This window comes from Massilia paldalensis (assembly GCF_044901715.1).
Classification (GTDB): domain Bacteria; phylum Pseudomonadota; class Gammaproteobacteria; order Burkholderiales; family Burkholderiaceae_D; genus Telluria; species Telluria paldalensis.
Genome location: NZ_JBJCIU010000009.1, coordinates 21,547 through 40,091, shown reverse-complemented (window position 1 = coordinate 40,091; position 18,545 = coordinate 21,547). Strand labels below are relative to the sequence as shown.

The window sequence follows — 18,545 nt, the reverse complement described above, 5'->3', positions numbered from 1 at the left end:
CAATTAGAAACAATGCGGAGAAAGCGATGCTGATCTTCCTCGTGTTCCTCTACTTTTGCCTGGCCTGCAGCGTCATCGGCCTGGTCGTGTTCCCGGCCGGGCGGGCGTCGCTGCTGCAATTCCTCGGGGCGCTGCAGCGGCGGCTGCTGTGGCGCGCGGGGGGCTGGGGCCGGGCCGGCGGCAGCACCGTGCGGGCGGGCTGGTCCGGCGCGGGCATCGCCTGGCGCGACGTGCGGGCGTTGTTAAGACGCAACCGGGTATCGTGTGCGATCGGCTTGCCCGTGATCGTGGTGCCATCGTTGCTGGCGCTGTTGATGCGTAATCCGGACATGCTGCCCGGCTACGAGCCGGTCGAGACCGTCGTCGATCCGCAGGTAGCCGCCCTGCTGAAGGGAGAGCAGCTGGTGCCGCCGGCCGCCTTGCCGCCGCTGGCGTTCACGACGCGCGAGGTGGAACTGGTGCGGCCGATGCTCGTCGATGCCAGCCGCAACTGGGGCTTGCTGCACCCCGACTTCAACCAGCGCCTGCTGCTGGCCTTCAAGATCATGAAGGAAAAGCACGGCTACGAGATGGCCTTGCTGGAGGGCTATCGCAGTCCCGCGCGCCAGGACATGCTGGCGCGCATGGGCACGCAGGTGACGAACGCACGCGCCTTCCAGAGCTGGCACCAGTACGGCCTGGCCGCCGACTGCGCGTTCTGGCGCGACGGCAAGCTGGTGATCTCGGAAAAGGATCCGTGGGCGATGCGCGGCTACCAACTGTACGGCGAGGTAGCGGAATCGCTGGGCCTGACCTGGGGCGGACGCTGGGCCATGATGGATTTCGGCCACACCGAACTGCGCCTGCGCGGGGTAATGCGCAAGTGATCCCGGCCGCCGGGACGACGCTGGAGGCCGCTTGTCTCATCTCAAATTTTCAGGCAGGAAATAGTGCCAGACTTGCCGGTGGTATTCATTACTTCCGAGCGAACGATATGGCCCGACTCTGGCAGTTTCTCACCGACAGACGTGTATTGGCCGTGATCGGCATCGGCGTGGCGGCGGCACTGGCCGTCGTCATCGTGCCCGAACTCGAATCGCCCGAAGAGGCGGTGTTGTGGGCGCTGCTGCTGGGTCTCGTGCTGCTGGCCGCATGGGGCGTGTGGCGCCTCGTGCTGGCGTGGCGGCGCAAGCGCGAGGCCGCGAGCCTGGGCGACGCCCTGGTCGCCAGCATGGGCAAGGAGGGCAAGGACGGCGATGGCGATGCCAAGGCGCATGGCAGGAGCGACGCCGCCGTGCTGCGCAAGGGCATGCTGGAAGCGATCCACACGATCAAGACGTCCAAGCTGGGCCTGACCCGCGGCGCGGCGGCCTTGTACGAGCTGCCCTGGTACATGATCATCGGGAACCCGGCGGCAGGGAAAAGCAGCGCGATCAAGCACTCCGGATTGACCTTTCCGATCCCCGGCAGCAAGGCCGTACAGGGCGTGGGCGGCACCCGCAACTGCGACTGGTTCTTCACCACCGACGGCATCCTGCTCGACACGGCCGGCCGCTATTCCGTGTTCGAGGCCGACCGCAGCGAGTGGTTCGGTTTCCTCGACCTGCTGCGGCGGCACCGTCCGCGCGCGCCGATCAACGGTATCCTGATCGCCGTGAGCGTGGCCGAACTGGCCGGCGGCAATCCGGAAGCCGCGATTGAACTGGCCAAGAGCCTGCGCACCCGGGTACAGGAGTTGACGGAACGCCTCGGCGTGCATGCGCCCGTCTACGTGATCTTCACGAAGGCCGACCTGATCGCCGGCTTTGGCGACTTCTTCCACGACAGCGAACGCAGCGAGCGCGAACGCGTGTGGGGCGCCACGCTGCGCTATAACCGGCGCAGCACGCCGGTCGACGTGCTCGGCTTCTTCGACCGCCATTTCGACGAGCTGCACGACGGGCTGAAGGAAATGAGCCTGGCCAGCATGGCCGGCAACCGCAGCGCCACGCCGCGTCCCGGGGTGTTCACGTTCCCGCTCGAATTCGCAGCCCTGAAGCCCCAGTTGCGCGGCTTCCTGGCCACGCTGTTCGAGGAAAACACCTGGCAGTTCAAGCCCGTGTTCCGCGGCTTCTATTTCACCAGCGCCCTGCAGGAAGGCGCCGTCGAGAACCTGTCCTCGCGCCGCGTGGCCACCCGCTTCGACCTGGCGCTGCGCCCGTCGGCGTCCGCGGCCGACGACAAGCCCGCGCCGTCGGAAGAGCACAGCGGCTACTTCCTGCTGCAGCTGTTCCGCAAGGTGATCTTTGCCGACCGCGACCTCGTCAAGCGCTACACCAGTCCGGGCGCGGCGCGCCTGCGCATCGGCGTGTTCTTCGCCGCCACCGTGCTGCTGGGCGCGGCGCTGGGCGGCTGGAGCTGGTCCTATATGGGCAACCGCCAGCTGGTGGCGAACGTGCAGTCGGACCTCGACAAGGTGGTCAAGCTGCAGGCGCGCCGCGCCGACCTGCAGTCGCGTCTGGAAGCGCTGGACATCCTGCAGGACCGCATCGAGCAGCTCGAGCGCTACCGCAACGAGCGGCCGCTGGCGCTGTCCTTCGGCCTGTACCAGGGCGAGGCGCTGGAACGCAAGCTGCGCGACGAGTACTTTGCCGGTGTGCGCGAGGTGATGGTGCTGCCCGTCGCCGGCGCGCTCGAAAGCCTGCTGGCCGAGATGAACGCGAACGCCGCCCAGCTGGACCCGAACGCACGGGCCACGCCGGCGGCCAGGCCGGGCCAGGATTACCAGAGCGTCTCGGCCACCAACGTCGGCGATGCCTACAACGCCCTCAAGACTTACCTGATGTTGGCCGACAAGAGCCATGCCGAGCCGGGTCACCTGAACGACCAGCTCACGCGCTACTGGCGCGGCTGGCTCGATGCGAACCGCGGCGCCATGCCGAAGGAGCAGATGATCCGCAGCGCCGAGCGCCTGCTGACCTTCGTGCTCGCGCACGTCGACGACCAGGCCTGGCCGCAGATCACGCCGAAACTGAGCCTGCTCGACAGCGCGCGCGAGAACCTGCGCCGCGTGGTGCGCGGCACGCCGGCCCGCGAACGCGTGTATGCCGACATCCGCACCCGCGCCGCGACGCGCTTCCCGGCCGTGACGGTGGCGCGCATCGTCGGCGAGCAGGACCAGGCGCTGGTGGTCGGCAGCTACGCCGTCAGCGGCGCTTTCACGCGCGACGCCTGGGACAAGTATGTGCAGGGCGCGATCCGCGACGCGTCCAGCCGCGAGCTGCAGAGCAGCGACTGGGTTCTCAAGAGCGTGGCCAAGGACGACCTGACGCTGGAAGGCAGCCCGGAACAGATCCAGAAGGCGCTGGTCGACCTGTACAAGGCCGATTACGCGCGCGAATGGACCAAGTTCGTGCAGGGCGTGACGATCGCCGACCTGAACGGCTTCGACGCCAGCGTGCAGGCGATGAACCGCCTGGGCGATCCGCAGGCCTCGCCGCTGGCCAGGGTGCTCAGGACCGTGCATGAGCAGACCATGTGGGACGATCCGGCCCAGGCCCGGGTCGATACGGCGAAGCTCAAGCGCGGCCTGGCCGGCTGGTTCCGCGAAGTCGTGCTGCGCCAGGCGCCGTCCGGCGCGCGCCAGGCCGCCGACGCGATCGGGCCGCTGCCCGTGGGCGGCGTGCAGGCGGCGGGACCGGTGGGCCGCGAGTTCGCCGGCGTCGCGCGCCTGGTCGGCGCCAAGGAGCGCGACGCCTCCCTGATGACGGGCTACCTCGACGCCCTGTCGAAGCTGCGCAGCCGCCTGAACACGCTCAAGAACCAGGGCGACCCCGGCCCCGGCGCCAAGCAGCTGATGCAGCAGACGCTGGAAGGCAGCGGCTCGGAACTGGCCGACGCGCTGAAATACGTCGACGAGCAGATGTTGACCGGCATGACGGACGGCCAGAAGCAGATGCTGCGCCCCTTGCTCGTGCGCCCACTCGTGCAGACCTTCGCGATGATCGTGCTGCCGTCCGAATCGGAGATCAACAAGACCTGGCAGGCGCAGGTGCTGGAACCGTTCCGCACCACGCTCGCGGCCAAGTACCCGTTCGCGCCGGGCGCCCAGATCCAGGCCACGCCGGCCGAGATCGGCCAGGTGTTCGGGCCGGAAGGGGCGGTGGCGAAATTCGTCGGCACGACCATGGGCCCGCTGGTGGTGCGGCGCGGCGACGTGCTGTCCAGCCGCACCTGGGCCGATATCGGCATCACGCTGGCACCCCAGGCGGTGAGCGGCTTCCCGGGCTGGATCGCGCCGCTCTCAAGCAACGGCGTGGCCGCCAACAATGGCGCCCAGGCCGGGCCGCAGACCGTGTTCCAGCTGCTGCCGCTGGCCGCGCCCGGGGTGACCGAGTACACGATCGAGATCGACGGCCAGCAGCTGCGCTACCGGAACACGCCGCCGGCCTGGGTGAACATGGTGCATCCGGGACCGCAGGGCGCCAGCGGGGCGAAGATCAGCGCCGTCACCTTCGATGGCCGCACCGTCGAACTGTTCAACGTGCCGGGCCAGTTCGGCCTGCAGAAGATGATCGAGGCGGCCGTCAACAAGCGCGTCGATGCCGGCACCCACGAACTGCGCTGGAGCGCCGGCAACGTCGCCGTGGCCGTCAACCTGAAGCGTGTCGCCAGCCAGGAGGCGTCCGGCGACGCCCAGGCCAGCCGCGGTTTCAACAGCCTGCGCCTGCCGGATGCCATCGTCGGGCGCCAGGCCGCCGGTGGTTCCGGTACTTCGCTGGCCGCGGCAGGGGCCGCGCCGGGAGCTCCGCAATGAGCCGCCCGCAGGCGCGCGCGGGCCGCATCGGCTACTTCGGTAAGCTGCCCGCGCACGGCGACTTCGTCAAGCAGGCCGACGACCGCGCCGTGCTGGGCATGCTGGACGACTGGCTGGCCCAGGTCATGTCGCGCCTGCCGCTCGATGCGCGCTGGAAGCTGAACTACGATGCGATGGCGCCCGTCAGCTTCGCCTTCGTCGGCCCGGACCGGCGCCATGCCGTTGCCGGCCACCTGGTCGCCAGCCACGACCGGTCGGGCCGCCGCTTTCCCTTCCTGATGATGCGTACCGTCGACCTGCCCGATCCGGCCGGCTTCGCATCGCGCTGTCCCCTGGCCTTCGCGCCGCTGTGGCGCTACCTGGAGGAGATGGCGCCGCGCGTGCTCGCGGGCAGCGATCCGGCGCCGGACCTGCAGGCGCTCGCCGATGCCCAGGTCGAGCTGGACGACTACGATACGCCCCTGGCCGACTTCCTGGCCGCGTCCACCGTCGGTACCCTGTCATCCCAGCTGGCGCTGGCGGCCGACCGCATGATCCTGGGCCTGGGCCTGCTGCTGCAGCCGGTCATGCACAGCCGTCCGGCGGCGCTGCAGAAAAGCCTGGTGCTGCCGCTGCCGGCACAGGCCGCGTCGCGCCACGCGGTGGCCGCATTCTGGCTCGAACTGGTGACGCCCTTCATCCGCCGCAGCGGCTTCGATCTCGCGCTGTTCCTGACCGCCGTGCGCGACCGGCCGGCGCTGGTGGTCGGCTTCGGCGGCGAAGCGGCCGGTACGCTGCACGCGCTGGTCGACCCGCTCGTCGCGCTCGAGCACCAGGTGCACCTGGACGACAATGCCTGGATCGACGAGCAGCTGGGCCTCGACATCGACGTGCGCGCCCTGGCCAGCTACCTGGAGCAGCCCATGCTGCCACTGCGCACGGCGCGCGAACTGTTCCTGAAAACCTTTATCGGAGCCGCCGCGTGAATATTAAGATCCTGATCCTGTGCGCTGCCGTCGCCGGCAATGCCTGTGCCCAGAACGCGGTGTCGGCCGCCGCACCCGCCGCACCCGCTGCGCCCGCTGCACCGATCGTCGTCTCCGGTACCGTCGGCGACGACGCCGCGAAGACCGCGTTGCTGGCACGCCTGCGCACCGTGTACGGCGCCGACCGCGTGGTCGACCAGCTGGCAGTGGGCAGGGTGACGACGCCGCCGAACTGGAACGAGCACGTGGCCAGGCTGGTCGGCCCCAACCTGAAGCTGGTCAGCCGCGGCCAGCTGCAGGTCGACGGCACCAGCGTCAGCTTGCGCGGCGACGTCGCCAGCGAGGCCCAGCGCCAGCAGATCGCGGGCGAACTGGCGCTGGCGCTGGATACCTCGTACACAGTCAACAACGGCTTGCGCGTGGCCGCGTCGGAGCAGGGCATGCTGGATGCGGCGCTGGCCAACCGCATCATCGAGTTCGAATCCGGCAAGGCGACGCTGGCTGATTCCGGCAAGGCCATCCTCGACCAGATGAGCGCCGTGTTGCTGCGCCTGAAGGACAAGCGCGTCGAAGTGATCGGGCACACGGACAATGCCGGCTCGCGGGCGGGCAACCTGTCGCTGAGCCAGGCGCGCGCCGAGGCCGTGAAGGCCTACGTGGCGGCGCACGGCGTCAATCCCGACATGATTGCCGTCTCCGGCGAGGGCCCTGACCGCCCCGTGGCCGACAACCGCACGCCGGAAGGGCGCGCGCGCAACCGGCGCATCGAGTTCAAGGTGGTGCAATAAGCGCCGTCGCCCCTGCGCAGGCAGGGGCCCAATTAGGCTGGCGCAGCCGATACGCGTACAAAAAATTGGACCCCTGCCTGCGCAGGGGCGACGTAGCTACGGCAGCGTAATGGTCACATTCGCCGAGCGCGGTGGCAGCTTGACCAGGTCGTTGTAGGCGGCCAGCTTGTCGTCCGCCTCGCGTGCCAGCGCCGTGTTGAAGCCGAGCCAGGCACCCAGGCCGACCAGCACGAACACGCCACTCAACACCCACAGGGACAGATCGCTGCCCAGCTTGTGCGCGACCTGGTCGGGACGCTCCGCATGCGGAGCGAAGCCGCGGGTTTTTCCGCGCATGCGCGCGATCTCGTCGCCCAGGCGCGCGGTCAGGTAGTTCAGCTTGTCGCGCCCATCCAGGGCGAAGCGCCCCTCGAAGCCCAGCAGCAGGCACATATGGTAGACCTCGAGCGCCTGCAGGTGCACGCTGCCCTTGGCGCGTAAGTCTTCCAGGCGCTGGAAGAAGTGTTCGCCGGCGAGCTGGTCGCCGAACAGGCGCAGCTGCAGGGGACGGGTCTCCCAGGCGTCGCGGATGGCGAAGTCGGAGCGCAGGATGATCTCGTCGACGGCCGCGCAGAATGCGTACTTGGCCGCCGTGACGTCCTCGGCGGGGATGCCGTGCGCCTTGGCGTTGCGGTCGACTTCGCCGAGAAACGCCGTCATGTGCTCGGCGAAGGCGTTCCTATCCTGGGGGCCGGACCCGGTCTTCAACAGGAACAGCGCATAGAAGCCGTCGACCATGATGTCGACGAGGGAGGCCGGTGCGGCCTGGGCGCTGGCTGGCGCAGCGCGCCGTTCGACGTGTGGAGTCATGCTGCGATCGCTATCAGTTCGAGTTGGAGGTCGCGGATCCCGTTCGGCACGTAGATCGAGATGGCCTGGGCTTTCAACATGCTGTCGTACAGGATGCCTCGGTTCTCCAGTACGAAGTAGTACGTGTCGGGGCGCACCGGCAATGCTGCGGGCAACTGGGGCGCATGGGTCAAGCGCACGCCGGGCATGGCCGACAGCACCAGCTTGTCGACATCCTCGGGCGCGCCGATCTTGAAGCGCAGCGGCACGATCTCGACCAGCTGCAGCGCCGGCAGGTCGGCCGCGACGCCCAGGTACAGCGTCGTGTGCGCGTCGATCTTGCCCGAGTCGAGCGTGCCGAGGTGGTAGGACGGCCGGTCGTTCGACAGCGCGATGGCGAAGTACTTGGACGAGATCACCGTGTCCAGCAGCTCGCGCAGGATGCCGTCCAGGCGCGCGAACGCGGGGCCCGGATCCTGGTGCGCGTATGCGGGCAGGTCTTCCAGCTTGGGGCCGCGCGAAAAGGTCATCAGGGAGCCGGCCAGCGCCAGCATGTCGTGGAACAGGCGCTCCGGGTGCAGCTCGCGGTGCACCAGGTAGTGGCTCAGCGTGGCGTAGCCGGTGCTGACCGTGTGCAGCAGCCAGAACGAGGCAACGTCGCCGCCGCGCAGCTCGACGACGCTCTTGCCCGGCTCGCGATAGTGGCCGTACAGTGCGTGGACCTTGGCCAGCAGCTTTTCCATCAGCCGCTGCAGGCGGGCGTGCAGGCCGGGCGCGCCGTCGATCGACAGGCTCGGCGGCGTGAACGACGTGTCGATCTCGAAGCCGCCGATGGCCAGGCGATGCAGGCGCACGAGCGGGAAGCTGTCGTAGGCATCCAGCGCTTCCAGGTCCGGCACGAGGCGCACGGTCTTGGTCAGGTAGGCGACGGGCGCCGGCGCCGCTTCGCTGTACAGGTCCTCGGTGTCGCGCTCGCGCTGGCCGTAGCGCATGGACGCGGGCACCTCGAGCGCGGACGTCCCGCGCGGTGCGCAGTTCTCGCCATGCAGCTTCAGCACGGGCAGGGCGGCGTGGAAGGTGATCGTCTGCACGGACGGCGGCAGGTCGGCCAGGCGCGCCTGCAGCGGCAGCGCATCCGGTCCCGGCGCGCGCACGATTTCCCCGTCCGGGAAGATCAGCGACAGGTCGACGATGCGCAGGATGTCGGCCTTGAGCGCATCGGTGTCGACCACGAGCCGGCGCACGCCCCAGCAATACGGGTGCAGGGCGGCCGCCGTCTCGCCCAGGCGCGCTTCGTGGTAGCGGTCCTGCTGCTGGAAATGCTGGGGGCGCAGGAACAAGCCTTCGCCCCACAAGACCTTCGCCGGGATGTTCACGGTTCCCCTCCTTGCTGTACACAATTCACTAGCTTGCGGGAAACTCCATCGCCTTCATTGACAGCGCACAAGCGACAGCGGCTTGGCGCCGGTGCCGCTCGCGGGTGCACCGGCGCCGACGGTCATCGCGCAGGCGTGCATGCCGACGGTGACGCCGGCCCGCTCGGCGTCGGTCGCCGCGAACGCCAGGCGCCAGCCCTGCGCCGCCGGGGCATGGAACAGGGCGACCACGCCGAGCTGGCCTGCGTCGCGCGGCATGGTTTCGACGAGGTCGAGGCGCTGGCCCGGCACCAGCGTCAGCTCGCGCACGGCCACCAGGTCGGCGCCCAACGCCGCGCGCTCCGCTTCCGGCGACAGGAAGGCGGCCTGCGGCAGGCGCTCGAAGGCATCGCGCTGGCGCAGCTGGTAGACGCGCACCAGCAGCGCCAGCGGCTGCCCGCGCGCGTCGACGTTCAGACGCGGCGCCGCGTGCAGGTGCAGCGCCACCTTGCGCGGAGGTTGCTGGGCTTCCGGCAGCGGCGCCGGCTTGCGCAGGCCGGTCGCCTGGAGCGCGCCGTCCAAAGGAAAACCGGCACAGCCGGCGAGCAGGCACACGCACATCAGGAGCAAACAGGACGTCATCGGCATCACCTTGCACATAGGAATGAAAGCAAGGCACAGATTTAACGGCAATCCGCTTGACGCCACCTGCGCAGGCGCAACGACACCTTCGACCGCGCGCAATGTGATGGCCCAGATAAGTTGACCACACGCAACTCTTCTGTGAAATCGCCCGCCAATAATGGCGTCTGATTTCAACCCGGGAGAGCCAGATGAGATTCCAACGCTTGATGCCGCCGGCCGTGGTCGCCTGTGCGGTAGTGCTGTCCGCCTGCACCAGTACCGGCCCGACGGTCGCCGGCACGAAGCCGGCCGGCAACGTCAACGCCGCGATGGCCGAAGCCGATGCCGCCGTGATGGCGGGCCAGAACGACAAGGCCTATGCGGTCCTGCAGAAGGCCAGCGCCAGCTTCCCCACCGAGAAGACGCCGTGGGTGCGCATGGCCCAGATGCGCTTCGACAGCGCCAACTACGGCGAGGCGATCGTCAATGCGCTGGAAGCGCTGGAACGCGATCCGGACGACACGCTGGCCAACAGCATCGTCGCCGTCAGCGGCCTGCGCGTGACGAGCCGCGCGCTGGCGGACCTGAGCCAGAAGAACAACCTGACCGGCAACGTGCGCACGGAAGCGCAGGAGCTGGCCAAGCTGTTACGCGCGAACCTGAACGAGAACGAGCTGCTGCCGGGTGCCAGCCGTTCGGCGTCCTCGCGCGCCAAGGATACGCAGGTGAAGAAGGCGATCGCGGCGCCGGCGCCCCGTCCCGCCAGCAGCGACCCGTTCGGCGCGCTCAAGTGAGCCGCGCCTGTTCCGACGACCCGAGGAGCCCTCATGGCCAAGAATGAAAGCGTGCAGAAGCGCCTGCAGAAAGTGCGCGCCCCGCGCGTGCAGATGACGTATGACGTCGAGATCGGCGATGCGATCGAGAACAAGGAGCTGCCCTTCGTGGTCGGCGTGCTGGGCGATTTCGGCAGCGATCCGGACGCCGCCAGGAAGCGCCTGAAGGACCGCAAGTTCGTCAGCATCGACGCCGACAACTTCGACGAGGTGCTGGACGGCGTGGCCCCGGTGGCCAGCTTCCGCGTGCAGAACCACCTGTCGGAAGAGGGCGGCGAGTTCGCCGTGCGGCTGCAGTTCCGCGCGATGGACGACTTCCGGCCCGAAGCCGTGGTGCAGCAGGTGGCGCCGCTCAAGGGCCTGCTGGAGGCGCGCGGCAAGCTCGCCGACCTGCGCAACAAGCTGGCCGGCAACGACAAGCTGGAAGACATCCTCAACGATGTGCTGACCAATACCGAGAAGCTGGACAGCCTGCGCAAGAGCGCCGCGGCGAAGGAGGAATGATGAGCGCGATCCTCGAAGCGGCACCCGCCGCGACCCAGACCGTGGAACTCGATGCGGGCCTGCTGGACCAGATCGTCGAAGAGAGCCGCGTCGCCAAGTCGAGCAGCGAGCATGCGCGTGCGCGCGACATCATCTCCGAGCTGGTGAGCCAGGTGATGGAAGGGACCATGGTGATGTCGACCAACCTGTCGGCCACCATCGATGCGCGCCTGGCGGAGCTAGATCGCATGATCTCGAGCCAGCTGTCCGAGATCATGCACGCCCCCGAATTCCAGAAGCTCGAGCGCAGCTGGACGGGCCTGCACTACCTGGTGAAGAACAGCTCGACGAGCCAAAACCTGCAGATCCGCATGCTCAACGCCGGCAAGCGCGAACTGGTGAAGGACTTCCAGTCTGCGCTGGAATTCGACCAGAGCACGCTGTTCAAGAAAGTGTACGAGGAAGAATTCGGCAGCTTCGGCGGCGCGCCCTATGGGGCCCTGATCGGCGACTTCGAACTCTCGCGCCAGCCCGAGGACGTGTACTTCCTGGAACAGATGTCGCACGTGGCCGCGGCCAGCCACGCCCCGTTCATCGCGGCGGCGGCGCCGGAACTGTTCGGCGTGGAGAGCTTCGGCGACCTGGGCCGCCCGCGCGACCTCGCCAAAGTGTTCGACACGGTCGAATACGCGAAGTGGAAGGCCTTCCGCGAATCGGAAGATTCCCGCTACGTCGGCCTGACGCTGCCGCGCTTCCTGGGCCGGTTGCCGTACAACCCCGTCGACGGCACGGCCACCGAGGGTTTCAACTTCGTCGAGGACGTCGATGGCACCGACCACCACAAATACCTGTGGTGCAACGCCGCCTATGCGTTCGCCACCAAGCTGACGCGCGCGTTCGAGGACTACGGCTGGTGCGCGGCGATCCGCGGCGTCGAGGGCGGCGGCCTGGTCGAGAACCTGCCCACCCACACGTTCAAGACGGACGAAGGCGAGGTCGCGCTGAAGTGCCCGACCGAGCTGGCCATCACCGACCGCCGCGAGAAGGAATTGTCGGACCTGGGCTTCATCTCGCTGGTGCATTGCAAGAACACCTCGTATGCGGCGTTCTTCGGCGCCCAGTCGGCCCAGAAGGCGCGCAAGTACGCCAACGAGGCTGCCAACGCGAACGCGCTGCTGTCCTCGCAGCTGCAGTACATCTTCGCCGTCTCGCGCATCGCACACTACATGAAGGCGATGATGCGCGACAAGATCGGCAGCTTTGCCGCCGCCGCCAACGTCGAGGAATACCTGAACCGCTGGCTGACGCAGTACGTCCTGCTGGACGACAACGCCAGCCAGGAGCAGAAGGCGCAGTTTCCGCTGCGCGAAGCGAGCGTGCAGGTGGCCGAGGTGCCGGGGCGGCCCGGCGTGTACCGCGCCGTGTCCTTCCTGCGCCCGCACTTCCAGCTCGACGAGCTGTCCGTTTCGCTCCGATTGGTCGCGGAGCTGCCGCAGTCGACCAAGTCGTAATTCAACCACCAACCACTGGAGTAAGACATGGCAATAGACGTGTACCTGCAAATCGACGGCATCAAGGGCGAATCGGCCGACGACAAGCACAAGGACTGGATCGAGTGCAAATCCGTGAACTGGAAGGTGCTGCAGCCGAAATCGGCCACCTCCTCGACGGGCGGTGGCCACACGGCCGAACGCTGCGAGCATTCCGAAGTCACGTTCACCAAGCTGGCCGACCTGTCCTCGCCCGTGCTGCTGCAGACCTGCTCGTCCGGCAAGACGATCCCGAAAGCCAAGCTGGAATTCATGCGCGCCGACGGCCAGGGCGAACGCGTCAAGTACTTCGAAATCGAGCTGGAAAACGTGCTGATCGGCTCCGTGCAGCCCGCCGTCGAGGAAGGCGACTTCCTGACCGAGAACGTCGGCCTGAAATTCTCCAAGGTCAAGTGGAAGTACACCCAGCAGAAGATCGGCGGTGGCGCCGGCGGCAATACGTCCGGCGGCTGGGACCTGGCCACCAACAAGATCGTCTGACGTGGGCGTGCGCACGACGCATCCTGCCAACCTTCCCCTGCGCTCGTTGCCGGCGCTTTGCCGCGGCCTTGTGCCGCGGTCTTTTTTGGGCGTGCCGCCATGACGGCCTGGCAGCGCGGCCTGCTGGAGCGCCTGATGGGGGAACGCGCGCAGGGCCATGGTCTCGAAGGACTGAAGGACAGCATCGTGCGCGAACTCGAAGCGCTGCTGAATACGCGCGCCGGCCTGCCTCCCGGGCGGCTGGCCGCCTGGCCGCATGCGCGCGCCTCCGTGCTGGACTACGGCCTGGCCGACTTCGCTGCCTTCAGCCTGGCCAGCAGCGAGGACCGGGCCGCGATCTGCGCCAGCCTGAAGGCGGCGATCGAACGCCACGAACCGCGCCTCGTCAACGTCAGCGCCACGCTGGAAACGGCGACCAGCGGCGTCAACCGCCTGCACTTCACGATCGAGGCAACGCTGCGCATGGCCGATGAAGATCGCAACGGCACGGGCCTGGAAACCGTGCATTTCAACGCCGTGCTGCAGCCCTCATCCCTCCATTACACGATCGGCAAGGCCGGCCGGCCCCCGCGCGGCTAGCGTGCCGCGGCCGCTCATCGAAAGGATATCGACGATGGACATCAACCTGAAGACCCTGATCGGCAAGCTGAACGACACCACGCGTGCCGCCGCCACGCGCGCGGCCGGCATCTGCGTGGGCCTCGGCCAGTACGAGGTGGATCTCGAACACCTGTTCCTGGCCCTGCTGGAACAGCCGGGCAGCGACGTCGCCGCCGCCGCGCGCCAGGGCGGCGTCAGCCTGACGGGGCTCGAGACCGACCTGCGCCGCGAAGTCGAGCGCCTGCCGTCGGGCAGCACGCGCACGCCCGTGTTCTCGCGCCACCTGCCGCTGCTGTTCGAGCATGCGTGGCTGATCGCCTCGCTGGGCGCGCAGCTGGACGGCACGCAGCCGAACCGCATCCGCAGCGGCCACCTGCTGCTGGCCCTGTTGACGGAGCCGGGCCTGGCGCAGCTGGCCCAGCGCGCGTCGCGCCATTTCGCCGCGTTCCCGCTCGAGCGCCTGAAGCACGATTTCGACAAGCTCACGCACGGTTCCGACGAAGCACCCGCGCGCTCCGCGCCCGCGGACGCGGCCGCGCTGCCGTCGTGCGACCCCGTCGGCGAGCTGCAAGCGCATGCGCCCGGCAAGACGCCGGCGCTGGACCAGTACACGACCTGCCTCACGGCGCGTGCGCGCGAAGGCAAGGTCGATCCCGTGATCGGGCGCGACGCCGAGATCCGCCAGGTGATCGACATCCTGATGCGGCGGCGCCAGAACAACCCGATCCTGACCGGCGAGGCCGGGGTCGGCAAGACGGCCGTCGTCGAAGGGCTGGCGCTGCGCATCGCCGAGGGCGACGTGCCGGAGGTGCTGCGCGGCGTCGAGATCCACGTGCTGGACATGGGCCTGCTGCAGGCCGGCGCCAGCGTCAAGGGAGAATTCGAGAACCGCCTCAAGAACGTCATCGACGAGGTGGGGAAGAGCCTGCACCCGATCATCCTGTTCATCGACGAGGCGCACACGATGATCGGCGCCGGCGGCATGGCGGGCCAGAACGATGCCGCCAACCTGCTGAAACCGGCACTGGCGCGCGGCGAGCTGCGCACGGTGGCGGCCACCACCTGGAGCGAATACAAGAAGTATTTCGAAAAGGATGCGGCGCTGGCGCGCAGGTTCCAGGTCGTCAAGGTGGAGGAGCCCGACGAGGACACCGCCTGCGCCATGCTGCGCGCGATGGCGCCGCTGATGGAGAAGCATTTCGGCGTGCGCATCTACGACGACGCCATCGTCGACGCCGTGCGCCTGTCGCACCGCTATATCAGCGGCCGCCAGCTGCCGGACAAGGCGATCAGCGTGCTCGACACGGCCTGCGCCAAGGTGGCGCTGGGCCAGAAGGCGACACCTGCCGTGCTGGAAGACTGCGTGCGCCGCCTGGAACGGCTCGATGCCCGCATCGCCACGCTGGCGCGCGAGGAAAGCGGGGGCGCCGACCATGGCGCGGCACTGGACGCGCTGCACGGCGAGCGCGGCGCCGTGCAGGCCGAGCGCGAGGCCTTGCAGGCGCGCTGGGAACGCGAACAGGCGCTGTGCGCCGAGATGCAGGCCGTGCGCGCGCGCCTGGAAGGGCAGGGCAAGGGGAGCGCCGATGCCGCCGCGCTGCCGCCCCTGCTGGCCGAGCTGCATGCGCTGCAGGGCGAGGTGCCGCTCGTGCCGGTGCAGGTCGACGGCCATACGGTCGCGGGCATCGTCGCCGCCTGGACCGGCATCCCGCTGGGCCGCATGGTCAAGGACGAGTTGCGCACCGTGATGAACCTGCAGCGCCTGCTCGACGAGCGCATCCTCGGCCAGCGGCATGCGAGCGCCATCGTCGCCCAGCGCGTGCGCACGGCGCGCGCCAACCTGGAAGACCCGAACAAGCCGAAGGGCGTGTTCCTGTTCGTCGGCACTTCCGGCGTCGGCAAGACGGAGACGGCGCTGGCGCTGGCCGACCTGCTGTACGGCGGCGAGAGGAAGCTCGTCACCATCAATATGAGCGAGTACCAGGAAGCGCACAGCGTGTCCGGCCTGAAGGGTTCGCCGCCGGGCTACGTCGGCTACGGCGAAGGCGGCGTGCTGACGGAAGCCGTGCGCCGCAATCCCTACAGCGTGGTGCTGCTCGACGAAGTCGAAAAGGCCCATGCGGACGTGCTCGAACTGTTCTTCCAGGTGTTCGACAAGGGTGTGCTGGACGATGCCGAAGGCCGCACGATCGACTTCCGCAACACGATCATCATCCTGACGTCGAACGCGGCCTCCAGCCAGATCATGGGCGCCTGCCTGAACAAGCCGGCGGCGGAGCGCCCTGCGCCGGAACAGCTGGCCGACCTGATCCGGCCAGCGCTGGCGAAGCATTTCAAGCCCGCCTTCCTGGGCCGCCTGGCGGTCGTGCCGTTCTACCCGATCGACGACGCCGTGCTGGCCGATATCATCCGCCTGAAGCTGGAGCGCATCCGCCGCCGCGTGCTGGAGAACCACCAGGCCACCTTCGAGTACGACGCTGCGCTGGTCGATGCGGTGCTGGCGCGCTGCACGGAGGTCGACTCGGGGGCGCGCAACGTCGACACCATCCTGAACGGCACGCTGCTGCCCGAGATCGCCGATGCCGTGCTGGCCCGGATGGCGGCGGGCGGCGCCGTCAGGCGCATCAAGGTCGGCGCGACCAAGGCCGGCAAGATCAAGTACGCGGTCGACGCGGCTTAGGGAGGACACCATGCTGAACCTGGAACAGCTGCTGGCACCCATCGATGCGGGCCGTCCCTGCGGCGAGGACCTGGCTTTCTCCAGCGAGATCGATGCGATCGTGCGCGCCCGCCAAGCCGACGATCCGTCGCTCGAGCAGGGCGCCTGGGTCACGGAGCTGAAGGAAGCGGACTGGAAGTTCGTCGCGAAGCAGTGCGCGCAGTTGATCGAGACGCGCAGCAAGGACTTGCAGCTGGCCGTCTGGCTGGCCGAGGCGGGCGCGAAGACGGCCGGGCTGCGCGGCCTGGGCGACAGCCTCCAGCTGATCGCGCAGCTGTGCGAGCGCTGGTGGGAATCGATGTATCCGCTGCCGGAGGACGGCGGCTTCGAGCAGCGCATCGGCAACCTGGCGTGGGTGGCGGCGCGCATCGGCGCCTGGCTGCGCGAGATTCCGCTGACGGAGGGCGCCGACGCCTATGCGCTGCGCGACGTCGAGGCGGCGCGCGTGCAGGGCGGCGATGCGCTGGCGCGGCTGGAGACGGCGCGCCAGCGCGGCTCGGCCGGCTTCTACGTGGGGCTGATGCGCGATTGCGAACATTGCGGGGAAGCGCTGGCGCGCCTGGAGCGCAGCGTCGACGCACGGCTGGAGGCGGACGGGCCCAGCTTCGGCGCGGCCCGCTCGGCGCTGGAAGACCTGCACGTGTTCCTCAAGCCGCTGGCGGCGCCGCCCGCTGCCGCCGCCTCCGTGGCCGTGCCGGCGACGGGCGGCGCGCAACCCGTGCCGACGCACGCGGCCGTGGCCGCGGGACCGCTGCAGACGCGCGCCCAGGCGCTGGCCCAGCTGCGCGCCGTGGCCGAGTTCTTCCGCCGCACGGAGCCGCACAGCCCCGTCGCCTACATGGCCGACAAGGCCGCGCACTGGGGGGAGCAGCCGCTGCACGTGTGGCTGCGCGCGCTGGTAAAGGATGAGACGGCGGTGGCCCACATCGAGGAGATGCTGGGGGTAGCGGAAAGACCGGCGCCCTGAACCGACGTCGCCCCTGCGCAGGCAGGGGCCTAATTTAGCCGGCGTTACCACGACGCGAGCAAAATTGGGTCCCGGCCCGCGCCGGGACGACGTTTCGGCGTAGTTGACTTACTGCGGCGCCGCCGCCTGTCCCGCCTTCTGCAACTGCGACGTCGCCTGCGCCACCTGTTCCTCCACGCGGCGCATCGCCTCGCGGGTCGACTGCGTCACCTGCTCATAGCCGCGGAAGGCATTTTCGATGGCCGCCTTGATGATCTCGACGGCGTTTTCCTGGCCCGGCTTGACGTTCTGGGTGACGTCGTAGATCAGCGCCGACAGCGTGTTCTTGGCTTCCACGAGATGCGTGTCGGCCGCCTGCTGGAACTCCTTCTGGATGTCGGCGATGATCTGGCGCAGCTGCTCGCCGTAGGCGCTCGCTTCCGAGACGCCCGGCTGCATGCGCGCGGAAATGGCGTCGATGGCCGCCTTCGGGTCGGGCGCCTGGCTGAACTGGCGGCTCGCGGCCAGCGTGTTCTCCATCGATTGCTTGGCGGTCGCCATGTTCAGTGCGACGACCTGCTCGACGCCTTGCACGGCCTTGCTGGCCAGCGCGTTGAAGGTCTGCATCTGCAGGTCGAACAGCGTCTTGGTCGCGGATGCGAATTGCTCGGGGTTGGTGAACATCGGTGTCTCCTCGCGAATTGTCTTCGTTATACGGCTACTGCGGAGGTGCTGCGGCCGGGTACTACTCCTTCTGTTCTTGATTGGCGTTCAATCTTGCCGATTATTTAGCAGGTATGCGGAATTCGCAACGGGCGTCACGATAGGGACCGCTGAATTTCACCCAACCGGACCCGAGCGACGTCTGCGAACAGGCCATCTGCCCGTCTGCCTTGCTGCGCCATTGGTACCACGGGGCCGGGCCCGCTTGCGCCAGCGACGCGGCCAGCACGCCGGCGATGAGGAGGAGGGAAGTCTTGTGCATGGTCCGCCGAGCTTAACCGCTTGCGGCCACAAGTCAAGGAGCACGGCCTTGACCTTGCCATCGTGGGAAGGTGTATGCTGGACCGCATGGAGGACAACGATGGATAAGGAAGCAATGAATATCGGCCAGGTAGCCAAGGCGTCCGGCGTGACGGCCAAGATGATCCGCCACTACGAATCGATCGGCCTGCTGCCGCCGGCGCGCCGCACCGAGGCCGGCTACCGGCTGTACGGCAGCCAGGACATCCGCGTGCTGCAATTCATCCACCGCGGCCGCGCGCTGGGCTTTTCGCTGGACCAGATCGCCGACCTGCTGGCACTGTGGCAGGACAAGGGCCGCGCCAGCGCCGACGTGCGCCGGCTGGCGCGCAGCCATATCGGGGAACTCGACCGCAAGATCGGCGAGCTGGAAGCGATGAAGCGCACGCTGGAAACGCTGGCGGCATCCTGCCATGGCGACCAGCGCTCGGATTGCCCGATCCTGGACGACCTGGCCGCCCCGTGTCACTGAGGAAAAGGGCAGGCCACGGCGGAAACGCAAAACGCCGCAATCCTTTTGCAAAGATTGCGGCGTTTTGCGCCGAAGAATTCAATGGTCTCGAAGACCGGGTAGCTT

The 18,545-nt window shown here is 68.3% G+C and carries 17 protein-coding genes; 12 read left to right on the top strand and 5 right to left on the bottom strand.

Annotation, left to right across the window (positions count from 1 at the left end; all coding sequences use genetic code 11):
* Nucleotides 1–26 precede the first annotated feature (26 nt).
* From ACI1V7_RS26455 to ACI1V7_RS26440, 4 genes are all read left to right on the top strand, one after another.
* Nucleotides 27–866 (top strand): M15 family metallopeptidase, encoded by an 840-nt coding sequence (locus tag ACI1V7_RS26455; protein ID WP_404535288.1) that lies wholly within the window; start codon nt 27–29, stop codon nt 864–866.
* 107 nt (nt 867–973) lie between these two features.
* Nucleotides 974–4,774 (top strand): type VI secretion system membrane subunit TssM, encoded by a 3,801-nt coding sequence (gene tssM, locus ACI1V7_RS26450; RefSeq protein WP_404535286.1) that lies wholly within the window; start codon nt 974–976, stop codon nt 4,772–4,774.
* Nucleotides 4,771–5,739: a type VI secretion system-associated protein TagF gene (gene tagF / locus ACI1V7_RS26445; protein ID WP_404535283.1), complete on the top strand. Its 969-nt coding sequence runs from the start codon at nt 4,771–4,773 to the stop codon at nt 5,737–5,739. The genes tssM and tagF overlap by 4 nt, the downstream gene beginning before the upstream one ends.
* 2 nt (nt 5,740–5,741) lie before the next feature.
* Nucleotides 5,742–6,527 carry an OmpA family protein gene (locus ACI1V7_RS26440; protein ID WP_404535375.1) on the top strand — a complete coding sequence of 262 codons (786 nt, stop codon included), beginning with the start codon at nt 5,742–5,744 and terminating at the stop codon, nt 6,525–6,527.
* A gap of 96 nt (nt 6,528–6,623) precedes the next feature.
* Here the strand turns inward: ACI1V7_RS26440 and icmH are convergent, their stop codons facing one another.
* From icmH to tssJ, 3 genes are read right to left on the bottom strand one after another with little or no spacing between them, the layout of a single operon-like run.
* Nucleotides 6,624–7,376 (bottom strand): type IVB secretion system protein IcmH/DotU, encoded by a 753-nt coding sequence (gene icmH / locus ACI1V7_RS26435; RefSeq protein WP_404535281.1) that lies wholly within the window; start codon nt 7,374–7,376, stop codon nt 6,624–6,626.
* Nucleotides 7,373–8,731 (bottom strand): type VI secretion system baseplate subunit TssK, encoded by a 1,359-nt coding sequence (gene tssK, locus ACI1V7_RS26430; RefSeq protein WP_404535279.1) that lies wholly within the window; start codon nt 8,729–8,731, stop codon nt 7,373–7,375. The genes icmH and tssK overlap by 4 nt, the downstream gene beginning before the upstream one ends.
* A gap of 54 nt (nt 8,732–8,785) precedes the next feature.
* The gene (gene tssJ, locus ACI1V7_RS26425; protein ID WP_404535277.1) at nt 8,786–9,352 is read right to left on the bottom strand and encodes a type VI secretion system lipoprotein TssJ; all 567 of its coding nucleotides are present in this window, start codon (nt 9,350–9,352) and stop codon (nt 8,786–8,788) included.
* Nucleotides 9,353–9,543: 191 nt separating this feature from the next.
* On the opposite strand from tssJ, the gene ACI1V7_RS26420 reads away from it, so the two are divergent.
* From ACI1V7_RS26420 to tssA, 7 genes are all read left to right on the top strand, one after another.
* Nucleotides 9,544–10,128, top strand: coding sequence for a tetratricopeptide repeat protein (locus ACI1V7_RS26420; RefSeq protein ID WP_404535275.1), 585 nt, complete (start codon nt 9,544–9,546; stop codon nt 10,126–10,128).
* Between the two features lie 33 nt (nt 10,129–10,161).
* The gene (gene tssB / locus ACI1V7_RS26415) at nt 10,162–10,671 is read left to right on the top strand and encodes a type VI secretion system contractile sheath small subunit (protein ID WP_404535273.1); all 510 of its coding nucleotides are present in this window, start codon (nt 10,162–10,164) and stop codon (nt 10,669–10,671) included.
* Entirely contained in the window at nt 10,671–12,161 is a 1,491-nt protein-coding gene (gene tssC, locus ACI1V7_RS26410; RefSeq protein WP_404535272.1) for a type VI secretion system contractile sheath large subunit, read from the top strand. The genes tssB and tssC overlap by 1 nt, the downstream gene beginning before the upstream one ends.
* Before the next feature lie 27 nt (nt 12,162–12,188).
* Complete coding sequence (locus tag ACI1V7_RS26405; protein WP_404535269.1) at nt 12,189–12,680, top strand: Hcp family type VI secretion system effector; 492 nt, start codon at nt 12,189–12,191, stop codon at nt 12,678–12,680.
* 99 nt (nt 12,681–12,779) lie between these two features.
* Nucleotides 12,780–13,259: a type VI secretion system baseplate subunit TssE gene (gene tssE, locus ACI1V7_RS26400; RefSeq protein ID WP_404535266.1), complete on the top strand. Its 480-nt coding sequence runs from the start codon at nt 12,780–12,782 to the stop codon at nt 13,257–13,259.
* A 34-nt stretch (nt 13,260–13,293) separates the two neighbouring features.
* Nucleotides 13,294–15,960: a type VI secretion system ATPase TssH gene (gene tssH, locus ACI1V7_RS26395; RefSeq protein WP_404535263.1), complete on the top strand. Its 2,667-nt coding sequence runs from the start codon at nt 13,294–13,296 to the stop codon at nt 15,958–15,960.
* 10 nt (nt 15,961–15,970) lie between these two features.
* Nucleotides 15,971–16,966 (top strand): type VI secretion system protein TssA, encoded by a 996-nt coding sequence (tssA, locus tag ACI1V7_RS26390; RefSeq protein ID WP_404535262.1) that lies wholly within the window; start codon nt 15,971–15,973, stop codon nt 16,964–16,966.
* A gap of 108 nt (nt 16,967–17,074) precedes the next feature.
* On the opposite strand, the gene ACI1V7_RS26385 is transcribed toward tssA, so the two are convergent.
* Together ACI1V7_RS26385 and ACI1V7_RS26380 are read right to left on the bottom strand one after the other, a co-directional pair.
* Nucleotides 17,075–17,629, bottom strand: a complete 555-nt coding sequence (locus tag ACI1V7_RS26385; protein WP_404535259.1) for a phasin family protein — start codon at nt 17,627–17,629, stop codon at nt 17,075–17,077.
* Between the two features lie 100 nt (nt 17,630–17,729).
* A complete protein-coding gene (locus ACI1V7_RS26380; protein ID WP_404535257.1) occupies nt 17,730–17,930 on the bottom strand; it encodes a hypothetical protein in 201 nt (66 codons plus the stop codon).
* A 99-nt stretch (nt 17,931–18,029) separates the two neighbouring features.
* Here ACI1V7_RS26380 and cueR point away from each other — a divergent pair, with 99 nt between their 5' ends.
* Nucleotides 18,030–18,440: a Cu(I)-responsive transcriptional regulator gene (gene cueR, locus ACI1V7_RS26375; protein ID WP_404535255.1), complete on the top strand. Its 411-nt coding sequence runs from the start codon at nt 18,030–18,032 to the stop codon at nt 18,438–18,440.
* The last annotated feature ends 105 nt before the right edge of the window (nt 18,441–18,545 follow it).